We start from the raw sequence: 11,960 nt of genomic DNA, 5'->3' as shown, positions 1-11,960 counted from the left end.
GAGGTCGGCGTATCGGCTTTGGGCGGGAGTTTCAATGACTGAGTCAAGCCGCTGCGGGCTCTGGCGGGGCTGGGGTGAAGAGCCTGTTGTCGCGTAGGAGTGCCCAGAGGACGTCGACTCGTCGTCGGGCGAGGGCGATGATGGCTTGGACGTGCGTGAGTCCTTGGCCGCGCTTCTTGAGGTAGAAGTCCCGGTTGGGTCCCTCGCGCATGGTGCTGGTCTGGGCAGACAGGTAGAACACCCTGCGCAGGCGGCGGCTGTAGCGCTTGGGGCGGTGGAGGTTTCCGGTGCGGCGTCCGGAGTCTCGTGGAACGGGCACGAGGCCGGCGGCGGAAGCGAGGTTCCCGGCATCGGCGAAGGAGGCAAGATCTCCCGCGGCAACGACGAACGCGGCCCCGAGGCCTCGTCCATGACTGGTGGCGACGCCCACGCCATCTTGCCGTCGGGGTACCGGTCGAGGAGCGCCTCAACGTAATCCACCATGGGCGAGTGGTGCGAGTTGTGACCACGGCGCGAGCCCCGCGTGCCTGAACGGCACCGCCGCAACAGTCCCCGGACGAGTGCGACGGCGTGCCGGCCGGATCGCCGGAGGTCGAACCTCGGTCCTGAGCACCGGCTTTATTGGTCGCCTACACGCTGGGGGAAGGTCTTGAGAACCGTCCTGGCGGCGATGTCACCGTGGCTCACGCCCCACGCCCTCCGCACCAGGCCGGCGAATGCGCTGGACGGAAGGGGTGCCTCAAGACACGGGGGCGCCCCTTCTTCATGCGGCGGGGATGGGTGAACGCCTCGACGCCGCGTACGCCGGCCCTGTCGGGGTCGGCCGTCCGGCGAACCGCCGGTGTCGGTGACGGGGCGGTGGGGGCGGGGGTGAGAGAATACGCTTAACGGTCAAACCGGGCATGGGATCTGCTCGCGTGCCGCGGGCGGTCACCGCGCCGGTCCCGGCCGCCGTCCCGAACGGCAAGGGCTGATCACCATGACGGGTGTCGCGCTCCTGGGTGTGCTGCTGGCCTCGGCCGGTGGCCTGGCCTATGCCCGTCGACGGTTCCCGGTGGCGTTCTGGCTGCTGTTCGGGCTGCCGCTGGCCTGGGGGCGGTTCCTGTCGACCTACGGTTCCACGATGGCGGCGTGCGGGCTGGCCGTACCGCCGTCGTGGGCGCGGGCGTTGGCGGGGCGGGTGGCGGGGCGCAGGGAGGTGCGGCCGGTGCCGCCGAGGATCCGCCGGGTGGGGGGCTCGCTGACCGGCATGCGGGTGCGGCTGCGGCTGCCGGGCGGGCTGGAGCCGGCCGATGTGGCCGCGGCGTCCAACCGGTTGCGCCACGCGTGGGGCGTGCACGCGGTGCACGTGGTCGAGCTCGGCCCCGGGGTGGTCGAGTTGCGGATGACCGGCTACGACGTGCTCCGCGACGTACGGATGCCGCGCCGCCTGCCGTCCGGCCCGATGGTGGTGCCGGTGGCGCTGCGGGACGACGGGACCGCCTTCGTGCGGAACTACCGGGAGATCCCGCACGCGCTCACCCTCGGGGCGAACCAGTCGGGCAAGTCGGTGTACCAGCGCAACCTGATCATGAACCTGGCCCGGTTGCCCGTGGCCCTGGTCGGGATCGACTGCAAGGGCGGGGTGGAGCAGATCCCGTACGCGTCCCGGCTGTCGGCCCTGGCCACCGACCGGGAGCAGGCGGCGGAGCTGCTGGACGCGCTGGTGGGGGAGATGGAGCACCGGTTCGCGGTGCTCAAGGAGTGCCAGCGCACGGCGCTGGACGCCCCGGAGGAGGAGGTGGCCTCCGACATCTGGGGGCTGCCCGCGTACGTGCGGCCGGTGCCCGTCGTGGTGCTGGTCGACGAGGTCGCCGAACTGTTCCTCAGCACGACGAAGAAGGACGAGGAACGCCGGGACCGCATGGTGGCGAACCTGATCCGACTGGCGCAGCGGGCCCGCGCGGTCGGCATCTACCTGGAGATCTGCGGGCAGCGCTTCGGGGTGGAGCTCGGCAAGGGCGCCGCGACGCTCCGGTCCCAGCTCTCCGGTCGCGTCGTGCACCGCGTCAACAAGCAGACCGCCGAGGTGGGCCTGGGCGACATCTCGTCCGAGGCGATGGCCGCCGCGACCGCCATCGCCCCGGACCGGGTGGGGGTCGCGGTGGCGGGCGACGCCTCAGGGGGCTGGTCCCACATTCGCACCCCGCTGGTGTCGATTGCCGAGACCGCGGCCGTGTGCCGTGCCCACGCCCATCTGGTGCCCGACCTGCCGGCCCTGGACCGGTACCGCCCCTCCGCCGCGGGCGAGGAGGACGGACCGGCGGATCCCGGGCCCTTCCCCCGGCCCCGCTCGGGCCCCGAGTGAGGACCGGTAGCCTCGCGGGGTCGTTCGCCGGTGCGGAGGAGGGGATCGTGATGGCAGCAGCGGGGTTTCCGCTGATCGAGCCGTACGCGTCGGGGCTGCTCGACGTCGGGGACGGGCAGCGCGTCTACTGGGAGACCAGCGGGAACCCGGACGGCAAGCCGGTCCTGTGCGTGCACGGGGGACCGGGCTCCGGGGGGAAGCGGGGCAGCAGGAAGACCTTCGACCCCGAGGTGTACCGGATCGTGCTGTTCGACCAGCGGGGGTGCGGGCAGAGCCTGCCGCACGCCTCGGACCCGGCGGTGTCGCTCGAGCACAACACGACCGAGCACCTGATCGCCGACATGGAGCGGCTGCGCGAGCACCTGGGCGTCGAGCGGTGGATGCTGTACGGCGGTTCGTGGGGCTCGACGCTGATCCTGGCGTACGCGCAGCGGTACCCGGAGCGGGTGTCGGAGATCGTGATCGTCGGGGTCACCACGACCCGGCGGGAGGAGATCGACTGGCTCTACCGCGGCGTGGCCCGGCTGGTGCCGGGGCCGTGGGAGACGTTCCGGGACGGGGTGCCGCCCGGTGAGCGGGACGGGAACCTGCCGGCCGCGTACGACCGGCTGCTGAACGGCCCGGACGCCGCGGCGCGGGAGAAGGCCGTACGCGCCTGGGTCACCTGGGAGGACGCGGTCATCGCCCATGAGACCAACGGCAAGCCGGGGGCCTACGGTGACCGGCCGGACGACGACCTGGTCGCCTTCGTGCGGATCTGCGCGCACTACTTCGCCAACGGCGCCTGGCTGGAGGAGGGGCAGTTGCTGCGGGACGCGCACCGGCTCACCGGGATCCCGGGGGTACTGATCCACGGGCGTCTCGACCTGGGCAGTCCGCTGACGACCGCGTGGGAGCTGGCGAAGGCGTGGCCCGACGCGGAGCTCCAGGTGATCGACGACTCCGGTCACACGGGCAGCCCCACCATGGGGGAGGCGGTCGTGGCGGCGGCGCGGCGCTTCGGCACGCGCTGAGCGGACGGGCACTCGCCGCGGGGCCGCTCACTTGCCGCGGGGACGGGGCGGGACGATGTCGAGCACGGCCATCATGCCCATGTCCTCGTGGTTGAGGATGTGGCAGTGCAGCACCGTCCGGCCGGTGAAGTCCGTGAAGGGGATGCGGATCACGACCCTGCCGCGGGCGGGCACGTTGACCGTGTCGAACCAGCGGTGGTCCGGGTCGTTGGCCTTCCCGTTGGTGCTCATCAGCTGGAACTGGTTGGTGTGGACGTGGAAGGAGTGCTCCTCGTCGCTGTCGTTGCGGACGGTCCACTCCTCGACGGTGCCGAGGACGGAGGTGAAGTCCACCCGGCCCGGCGCGTAGGTCCGGCCGTTGACGTAGAACACGTCGCCCGCCGCGTTCTCGGTGAACACCACCGTCTTGCGGTCCGCGACCGTGGCGTGCGCCAGGTCCTCGTTGGGCGCGAAGTCCGTCGGGATCCGCGCCGGGGTCACGGGGGCGCCGCCGGTCACGACGGTGGCCAGGTCGGTGCGGGGGAACCGGTTGCCGGCCTTGCCGGTGTCGTAGGCGAGGGTCTCCAGCGTCGTGGTGCCGGGCCGGCTGCCGCCCTGCACCAGGACGTCGAACCGGGCGCCGGCGGCGATGACCAGCGTGTCCGCGGCGTAGACCCGGCGGACCGGGTAGCCGTCCTGCGCGATCACGTGGAAGCGGCTGCCCTTCAGGTGCAGGCGGTAGTAGATGTTGGCGCCGATGTTGGCCAGCCGCCACAACTGGGTCTCGCCGGGTCGGAGGCCGATCACCGGGTTCTGCTGCCCGTTGACGGTGCGGTTGGTGCGCGTCCCGATCTTCAGTTTGTGGGTCCTGATCGCGTCGCCGTGGATCTGGAAGTCCTTGAGCGCGACGACGTGCTCGGTGATCCCGCGCAGGGACGGGGGCAGGTACCGCCGCAGGCCGTCCACGACGATGACGCCCGACTCCCCGCCCGCGACCTGGGCGGCGGACATCATGTCGGCGTGCGAGTGGTACCAGTAGGTGCCGGGCGTGATGGTGCGCGGCAGCCGGTAGGTGTAGTGGTGGCTCCGGCCGTACGTGATGGCGATGAAGATGTCGTCCGCGGGGCTGCGCGGTGAGACGTGGAGCCCGTGCACGTGGACGTTGGTGTCCTCGCGCACCCGGTTGGTCATGGTGAGGTCGATGCGGTCGCCGGGCCGTACGCGCAGCGTCGGCGGCATGTACCTCCCGTTGTAGGTGAGGGCGTACAGCCGGTGGTCGCCGACCCGGACCTTGCGGCGCTCGACGACGATGACCGCCTTGAGGACCCCGTCGCGGCTGACCAGTTCCGGGGGGTCCTGCAGCCGTGGGCCGGGTCCCGCCGGGGGCGCCTGCCGGTCCTGCGGGGCGGGCCGGTCCGGGGCGTGGGGATGCCCGGACGGGGCGTGCCCCGCGCAGCCGGCGAGCCAGGCGGCGGCGAGGAGCAGTGCGGCGACCAGCCGGGTCAGCGGGGTTCGGGCGCGGGACCGGGTCACATCTCTCCCCTGGGGAAGCGGTGCGGCCGGGCGGGGACGTCCGGGCGCGGGGCGCGACGGGCAGCGGGGGTCCGTCAGCCGGAGCGTAGGAAGCGGACGGCCGCCTCCCGGCGAGCCACGCACCGGGGAGGTGCGGCATCCGCCCGAACGGCGCCGTGGTGGCCACCCGGGCGGTGGCGCCGGCGGGGGAGGACCGGTCCGCCGAGGTTGGCCGAAAGTCGTGCCGTAACGATTCTGCGCCCGCCGGGCCCGGGTTGTGGTGGCCGGGACGCGGGCGGGCGGGTCAGCGACGACGGTTGTGGAGGTTTGTCGACAGATCGTCACGCTTGCGAGCGAAAGGGATCAAGGTCCGGCTTGTCCGTCGTGGTGCTGGGCAACTCTGCTTGCGGCGACGTCGCAGAGCCGGCGGAGCGGTCGGCCGGCCGCACCGCGCACCTCGTATCCACTCCTCGGAGGGAAACACATGGCAAGCATCCGTACCGCCCGAGTCGTGTCCACCCTGGCCGCGCTGCCGCTCGCGGCGGCGCTGTTCGCCGGCACGGCGGTGGCCGACAACGGCGCCGTGGCGGGTGGCACGTCCAACGCGACCGTGGTGAGCAACAGCGGCGGCAACGTGGGCCGCGACAACTTCGGGACGGTGACGACGACGCAGCAGGCGGCTACCGGGGCGGGGGCCTCGAACCAGAACAGCACGGCCAGTGTGGTGGGTTCGGCCTTCACCACCATCAACCAGCCGACGTTCAGCATCCACTTCGGCCCCATGTGGTGAGCGGGCCGGTCCGCCGCCGGGGCGGGCCGGGGGGCTGAAGGGTCGACTGCGCGACGGCAACCTCACTGCCGTCGCGCAGTCGCGTCCGGCGTCGTCCACAGCCTGTGGACAACACCTTCCGTCCGGGCGTCTTGACAGCGGTGCCGCTTCCTCGTCAATCTGACGATCAGTCAGAAACTGGGGGCGGTGGCGGCGACGATGACGACCGACGACCTGTACGAGCGGCTGGTGACGTACGAGGGGCGCCCCGCCGCCGTCGCGGGCGAGGGCAAGGACCCCGTGAACCGGCCCATGATCAGGCACTGGTGCGAGGCGCTGGGCCATCCCGTCCCGCAGGACGGTACGGCACCCGCCCCCATGCTCCAGGTGTGGACCATGCGCGGGCTCCCCGGGCCGGGAGACGTCGCCGGGGCCGGCCGCGCCGGCGCCTACGACGAACTGCTCGCGCTGCTCGACGAGGCCGGCTGCACCGCGGTCGTCGCCACCGACTGCGAGCAGGAGTACCTGCGGCCGCTGCGCCCCGGCGAGCGGATCACCTTCGACGCGGTGATCGAGTCCGTGTCGCCGCGCAAGACCACCCGCCTCGGCAGCGGCCACTTCGTCACCACGCGCATGGACGTCAGGGCGGACGGCGAACTCGCCGGCCGTCACCGCTTCCGCATCCTCAAGTACGCCCCCGCGCGGGCGCCGGGCGAGCGGCCGCGACGGCCCCGCCCGGTCGTCAACCGGGACAACGCCGGGTACTGGGAGGGCGTCGGGCGGCACGAGTTGCTCATCCAACGCTGCTCCTCCTGCGGAACCCTGAGGCTGCCGTGGCTCCCCGGCTGCAACAGCTGCGGCTCCGACGCCTGGGACACGCTACCGGCCTGCGGGCGCGGCACCGTCTTCAGCCGCGTCGTCGTGCACCACCCGCCGTTCCCCGCCTTCGACCCGCCCTACGCGGTCGCCCTGGTCGAACTGGCCGAAGGGGTCCGCCTGCTGGGCGGCGTGGTCGGCGTGCCGTACGGGAAGGTGCGCATCGGCATGCCGGTGACGCTCGAGTTCCGGCAGGCCGGCGGGGAGCCGGCCGTGCCCGTCTTCCGCGCGGAGGTGTGAGATGACCGGACCGGGGGCGCGGGCGGGCGACGTCCTGCCGGAGCTTCGGATCCCCGTCACGCGGACGCTGGTCGTCGCCGGGGCGATCGCCACCCGCGACTTCCAGGACGTGCACCACGACCCCGACGCGGCGCGGGCCAAGGGCTCGCCGGACGTCTTCCTGAACATCCTCACCACGGGCGGGCTCGTCGGCCGGTACCTCGCCGGGCACTTCGGCCCTTCGGCGGTGCTCCGCTCACTGCGCGTACGGCTGGGCGCACCGGCGCACCCCGGCGACGAGCTGGTGCTCACCGGGAGCGTCACAGCGGTGCGCGGCACGGAGGCGACCGTCGAGGTCATCGGCGCGGTCGGGCGGGGGCGGCACGTCACGGGCACCGCGGTGCTGGAGGTGGGGGGCGGATGAGCGTACGCCGGCGCGACGGCCTGGGCGGACGGGCCGCGATCGCGGGGATCGGCGCGACGGAGTTCTCCAAGGACTCCGGGCGCAGCGAACTGAAGCTCGCCGTGGAGGCCGTGCGCGCGGCGGTCGAGGACGCCGGGCTGACGCCGGACGACGTCGACGGCATGGTCACCTTCACGATGGACACCAGTCCGGAGATCACCGTCGCCCAGGCGGCCGGCATCGGTGAACTCGGCTTCTTCTCCCGGATCCACTACGGGGGCGGGGCGGCCTGCGCCACCGTGCAGCAGGCCGCGATGGCCGTCGCGACCGGCGTCGCGGACGTCGTCGTCTGCTACCGGGCCTTCAACGAGCGCTCGGGCCGCCGCTTCGGCTCCGGCGTCCAGCAGCGCGAACCCTCGGCGGAGGGCGCGGCCCTCGGCGTCAACCTGCCGTCCGGGCTGCTCACCCCCGCGTCCTGGGTCGCCATGTCGGCACAGCGCTATCTCCACACGTACGGGCTCGAACCAGAGGTTTTCGGTCATGTCGCCGTCGCCGGGCGCCGGCACGCCGCGACCAACCCGGCCGCGTACTTCTACCGCCGGCCCATCACCCTGGCCGACCACGCCGCGTCGCGGTGGATCGTCGAGCCGCTGCGCCTGCTCGACTGCTGCCAGGAGACCGACGGCGGTCAGGCCCTGGTGGTCACCTCCGCCGAGCGCGCCCGGGACCTGCGGCACCCGCCCGCGGTGATCAGGGCGGCCGCCCAGGGCGCGGGGCGCGGCCAGGAGCAGATGACCGGCTACTACCGGCCGGACCAGGACCTGTGCGGGCTCCCCGAGTCGGCGGTCGTGGCCCGCCAGTTGTGGCGGACCTCCGGCCTACGGCCGCAGGACGTCGACACCGCCGTGCTCTACGACCACTTCACCCCCTTCGTCCTGATGCAGCTGGAGGAGTACGGATTCTGCGGGCGCGGAGAGGCGGCCGCCTTCGCCGCCGACGGCGGTCTGGAACGGGGCGGGAGGCTGCCCGTCAACACCCACGGCGGGCAGCTCGGCGAGGCGTACCTGCACGGCATGAACGGCATCGCCGAGGCGGTGCGGCAGGTGCGCGGCACTAGCGTCAACCAGGTCCCCGGCGCGGCCCACGTCCTCGTCACGGCCGGTACGGGGGTGCCGACCTCGGGACTGCTGCTGGGCGCGGCGGACTGAGCCGGCCCCGGCACCGGCGGCCCATCCGGGGCCGGGCGTTGCTGCGTACGGCTGACAGCGGGGCGTGGCTGCCCCGTTCGCGGGCAGCCGCCTGCGTTCACTCGACCCATGCGCGAACACAAGCCGATCATCCGACACGGGGCGATCGTGGCGATGGTGCTGGCCTGCCTCCTGGCCGGTCCCACCGCGGCCGAGGCCGTCGTGCCGCGTCCCGCCGCGCCGGTCGCCAAGCCGGCCTCGGTGACGGCTGCCACGCCGGGCGCGGTCCGGACGTACCGGCCCGCCCGGCCCGCCCGGCCCGCCCGGCCCGCCCGGCCCGCCCGGCCCGCCCGGCCCGCCCGGGCGCCCGGTGACGGCGGTGACGACGACCCGTTCGGCTTCGCCGACACGGGTCTCCTCGACGGCCTGGACCTCCCCTACGGCCTCGGCGGTGAGGAACGCGCCCCGTCCGGGGCCGGCCCGACCCGCGTCTACCGCGGCTACGGCTTCGACACCTGCCGCACGCCGCCGCTGTCCACGATGCGGGCCTGGCTGCGCTCCAAGTACCGCGCCGTCGGCGTCTACTACGGCGGCCGCGCCCGTGCCTGCAGCACCCAGCGGCACCTCAACCGCACCTGGGTGCGCTCGGTGCACCGCATGGGCTGGCGCATCCTGCCGATCTACGTCGGCTCGCAGTCGCCCTGCGTACGCGGCAGACATCTGCGCAACCACCGGATGAGCACCGACGACCCCTGGGGCCAGGGCGCGAGCGAGGGCTGGGACGCCGTGCGCAGGGCCGCCGCCCTCGGCTTCGAGGAGGGCAGCGCGCTCTACCTCGACATGGAGGCGTACAACGTCAAGCGGTCCCGCTGCGCCGACCAGACCCTCGACTTCATCCGGGCATGGGACCGCGAGGTCGACGACGCCGGCTACCTGCCGGGCCTCTACAGCAGTTCGGAGTCCGGCATCCGGCACGTCGAGCGGGCCCGCCGGGAGGGCTACGACGACCTGCCGCGCGCCGTCTGGTTCGCCCGCTGGCAGGGCAAGCCCGCGGTGCGCGGCGAACCCGTCCTCGGCCGGGACGCCTGGCATCCGCACGGGCGCATCCACCAGTACTCGGGCAGCGTGCGCGAGAAGCACGGCGGCCGGCGGCTGGCGATCGACCGCAACCGGCTGGACGGGCCGGTGGCCGTCGTCGGATGACGCGGCGGGCGGCCGCGAGGACGCCGCCCCTGCGGGGCGACCCGTAGGGGCGGCGGGTGCCGCCTCAGCCCTCCGGAGGTGGGGCGGGCCCCCGCCCTACGACTTCAGGGTGACCCCGCTTCGGCACCTGCGGCGGATCCCCCGCACCCGGACCGGCTCCTAGCGTGGAGCCATGACGACGCCCGTGTGCACCAGCGCCTCGCAGGCCCAGTTCACCCGCTACGTCCGGGCCAAGGGCCCGGCGCTGCTGCGGACCGCGCGCTCGCTCACCGCCAACCCCTGCGACGCCGAGGACCTGCTGCAGACCGCCCTGACCAAGACCTACCTGGCGTGGGACCGGATAGACGACCACCGGGCGCTGGACGGCTACGTGCGCCGCACGCTGGTCAACACCCGTACCTCGCAGTGGCGCAGGCGCCGCGTGGAGGAGTACGCCACCGACGAGCTCCCCGAGCCGCACGGCCACGCCGTGACCGGCCCCGACGAGGCCGAGCAGCAGGCCCAGCGCGACGCGTTGCTGCGCGCGATCGCCCGGCTGCCGGCCCGCCAGCGGGCGATGGTCGTCCTGAGGTACTACGAGGACATGAGCGAGGTGCAGACCGCCGAGGCGCTCGGGGTGTCGGTCGGCACGGTCAAGAGTGCGGTGTCGCGCGCCCTGGGCAAACTCCGCGCGGACCCCGAATTGCGCCTGGGGTAGTGACATACCGCTCGGTATGCCAGCAGAATCTCAGCACCCACCTACCCACGCGTAGCCGCTTCAACGAGGAGGCGCCCGGTGCTGAGCACAATGCAGGATGTTCCCCTGCTGGTGTCACGGATCCTGACCCACGGCTCGACCGTGCACGGCCGGTCGCAGGTCACGACCTGGACCGGCGAAGGCGAGCCGCAGCGCCGCTCGTTCGCCGAGATCGGGGCCCGCGCCGCCCGCCTCGCGCACGCGCTGCGCGACGAGCTCGGCGTCCAGCGCGACGACCGCGTAGCGACCCTGATGTGGAACAACGCGGAGCACGTCGAGGCGTACTTCGCGATCCCCTCCATGGGCGCGATCCTCCACACGCTCAACCTCCGGCTCCCCGCCGAGCAACTGGTCTTCATCGCCAACCACGCCGCCGACCGCGTGGTCCTGGTCAACGGCACCTTGATACCGCTGCTGGCACCGCTGCTGCCGGCCATGGAGTCGGTCGAGCACGTGGTCGTCGTCGGCCCCGGCGACACCTCGCCGCTGGAGGGCTGCCGTCCCGCCCTGCACACGTACGAGTCCCTCATCGAGGGCCGCCCGGACCGCTACGACTGGCCCGAGCTGGACGAGCGTTCCGCGGCCGCCATGTGCTACACCTCCGGCACCACCGGCGACCCCAAGGGCGTGCTGTTCTCGCACCGTTCGATCTACCTGCACTCCCTGCAGGTCAACATGGCCGAGTCGATGGGCCTGACCGACGCCGACACCACCCTGGTCGTCGTGCCCCAGTTCCACGTCAACGCCTGGGGCCTGCCGCACGCCACCTTCATGACCGGCATCAACATGCTGATGCCGGACCGCTTCCTGCAGCCCGGCCCGCTCGCCGAGATGATCGAGGGCGAGCGTCCCACGCACGCCGCCGCCGTCCCCACCATCTGGCAGGGCCTGCTCGCCGAACTCGCCGCCAAGCCCCGTGACATCACCAGCATGCGGCACGTCACCATCGGCGGCTCCGCCTGCCCGCCCTCCCTGATGGAGGCGTACGACAAGCTCGGCGTCCGCCTCCTCCACGCGTGGGGGATGACCGAGACCTCCCCGCTGGGCACCATGGCCCACCCGCCGGCCGGCCTCACCGAGGAGGAGGAGTGGCCGTACCGGATCACCCAGGGCCGCTTCCCCGCCTCCGTGGAGGCCCGGCTGGTCGGCCCGTCCGGCGAGGTGCTGCCCTGGGACGGTGAGTCCGCGGGCGAACTGGAGGTCCGCGGGCCGTGGATCGCCGCGGCCTACTACGGCGGCGCCGACGCCGAAGCGCTCCTCCCTGAGGACAAGTTCAGCCCCGACGGCTGGCTGCGCACCGGCGATGTCGGCACCATCACCCACGACGGCTACCTGACGCTGACCGACCGCGCCAAGGACGTCATCAAGTCGGGCGGCGAGTGGATCTCCTCGGTCGAGCTGGAGAACGCCATCATGGCCCACCCGGCCGTCGCCGAGGCCGCGGTGGTGGCCGTACCCGACGAGCGCTGGGGCGAGCGGCCGCTCGCCACGGTCGTCCTCAAGGACGGCACCACGGTCGGCTACGAGGAACTGCGCGCCTTCCTCGGCGAGAGCGTCGCCCGCTGGCAGCTGCCCGAGCGCTGGGCCGTCATCCCGGCGGTGCCGAAGACCTCGGTCGGCAAGTTCGACAAGAAGGTGATCCGCCGCCAGTACGCGGCGGGAGAACTGGACGTCACCAAGCTCGTCTGACGACGCGCCACGCGTGCGCCGGGCCCC

General features: G+C 73.1%; 10 protein-coding genes and 1 pseudogene. 9 read left to right on the top strand and 2 right to left on the bottom strand.

The features are described 5' to 3' along the window. Positions 1–43: 43 nt before the first annotated feature. A pseudogene (locus ACFYYN_RS00110) lies at positions 44–409 on the bottom strand (transposase); the annotation flags it as partial. 570 nt (positions 410–979) lie between these two features. Here ACFYYN_RS00110 and ACFYYN_RS00105 point away from each other — a divergent pair. Beyond that, the gene (locus ACFYYN_RS00105; protein ID WP_500544129.1) at positions 980–2,347 is read left to right on the top strand and encodes an FtsK/SpoIIIE domain-containing protein; all 1,368 of its coding nucleotides are present in this window, start codon (positions 980–982) and stop codon (positions 2,345–2,347) included. Between the two features lie 50 nt (positions 2,348–2,397). After that, entirely contained in the window at positions 2,398–3,360 is a 963-nt protein-coding gene (gene pip / locus ACFYYN_RS00100) for a prolyl aminopeptidase (protein WP_500544128.1), read from the top strand. Positions 3,361–3,387: 27 nt separating this feature from the next. Here pip and ACFYYN_RS00095 read toward each other — a convergent pair whose 3' ends face one another. Next, entirely contained in the window at positions 3,388–4,872 is a 1,485-nt protein-coding gene (locus tag ACFYYN_RS00095; protein ID WP_500544127.1) for a multicopper oxidase family protein, read from the bottom strand. A gap of 463 nt (positions 4,873–5,335) precedes the next feature. Between ACFYYN_RS00095 and ACFYYN_RS00090 the strand changes: the two genes are divergently transcribed. From ACFYYN_RS00090 to ACFYYN_RS00060, 7 genes are all read left to right on the top strand, one after another. Then, complete coding sequence (locus ACFYYN_RS00090) at positions 5,336–5,641, top strand: hypothetical protein (RefSeq protein ID WP_500544126.1); 306 nt, start codon at positions 5,336–5,338, stop codon at positions 5,639–5,641. 198 nt (positions 5,642–5,839) lie between these two features. Further along, positions 5,840–6,736, top strand: a complete 897-nt coding sequence (locus tag ACFYYN_RS00085; protein WP_500544125.1) for a bifunctional MaoC family dehydratase N-terminal/OB-fold nucleic acid binding domain-containing protein — start codon at positions 5,840–5,842, stop codon at positions 6,734–6,736. 1 nt (position 6,737) lies between these two features. Further along, complete coding sequence (locus ACFYYN_RS00080; RefSeq protein ID WP_500332363.1) at positions 6,738–7,139, top strand: MaoC/PaaZ C-terminal domain-containing protein; 402 nt, start codon at positions 6,738–6,740, stop codon at positions 7,137–7,139. Next, positions 7,136–8,326 carry a lipid-transfer protein gene (locus ACFYYN_RS00075; RefSeq protein ID WP_500544124.1) on the top strand — a complete coding sequence of 397 codons (1,191 nt, stop codon included), beginning with the start codon at positions 7,136–7,138 and terminating at the stop codon, positions 8,324–8,326. Before ACFYYN_RS00080 ends, ACFYYN_RS00075 begins: the two co-directional genes overlap by 4 nt. 108 nt (positions 8,327–8,434) lie before the next feature. After that, the gene (locus tag ACFYYN_RS00070; RefSeq protein WP_500544123.1) at positions 8,435–9,508 is read left to right on the top strand and encodes a DUF1906 domain-containing protein; all 1,074 of its coding nucleotides are present in this window, start codon (positions 8,435–8,437) and stop codon (positions 9,506–9,508) included. A 172-nt stretch (positions 9,509–9,680) separates the two neighbouring features. Further along, entirely contained in the window at positions 9,681–10,205 is a 525-nt protein-coding gene (locus tag ACFYYN_RS00065; protein WP_500544122.1) for a SigE family RNA polymerase sigma factor, read from the top strand. A gap of 78 nt (positions 10,206–10,283) precedes the next feature. Then, entirely contained in the window at positions 10,284–11,933 is a 1,650-nt protein-coding gene (locus ACFYYN_RS00060; RefSeq protein ID WP_500332366.1) for a long-chain fatty acid--CoA ligase, read from the top strand. The last annotated feature ends 27 nt before the right edge of the window (positions 11,934–11,960 follow it).

It is taken from the genome of Streptomyces sp. NPDC001902, from assembly GCF_042891295.1.
GTDB lineage: Bacteria > Actinomycetota > Actinomycetes > Streptomycetales > Streptomycetaceae > Actinacidiphila.
Note: the sequence above shows the minus strand (reverse complement) of the source record. Positions and strands in the feature narration are given on the sequence as shown.

Bases quoted from the DNA above. Each gene is read 5' to 3' on its own strand.
- ACFYYN_RS00085 (WP_500544125.1), top strand. From the start codon at position 5,840: ATGACGACCGACGACCTGTACGAGCGGCTGGTGACGTACGAGGGGCGC.
- ACFYYN_RS00105 (WP_500544129.1), top strand. From the start codon at position 980: ATGACGGGTGTCGCGCTCCTGGGTGTGCTGCTGGCCTCGGCCGGTGGC.
- ACFYYN_RS00090 (WP_500544126.1), top strand. From the start codon at position 5,336: ATGGCAAGCATCCGTACCGCCCGAGTCGTGTCCACCCTGGCCGCGCTG.
- ACFYYN_RS00075 (WP_500544124.1), top strand. From the start codon at position 7,136: ATGAGCGTACGCCGGCGCGACGGCCTGGGCGGACGGGCCGCGATCGCG.
- pip (WP_500544128.1), top strand. From the start codon at position 2,398: ATGGCAGCAGCGGGGTTTCCGCTGATCGAGCCGTACGCGTCGGGGCTG.
- ACFYYN_RS00070 (WP_500544123.1), top strand. From the start codon at position 8,435: ATGCGCGAACACAAGCCGATCATCCGACACGGGGCGATCGTGGCGATG.
- ACFYYN_RS00080 (WP_500332363.1), top strand. From the start codon at position 6,738: ATGACCGGACCGGGGGCGCGGGCGGGCGACGTCCTGCCGGAGCTTCGG.
- ACFYYN_RS00065 (WP_500544122.1), top strand. From the start codon at position 9,681: ATGACGACGCCCGTGTGCACCAGCGCCTCGCAGGCCCAGTTCACCCGC.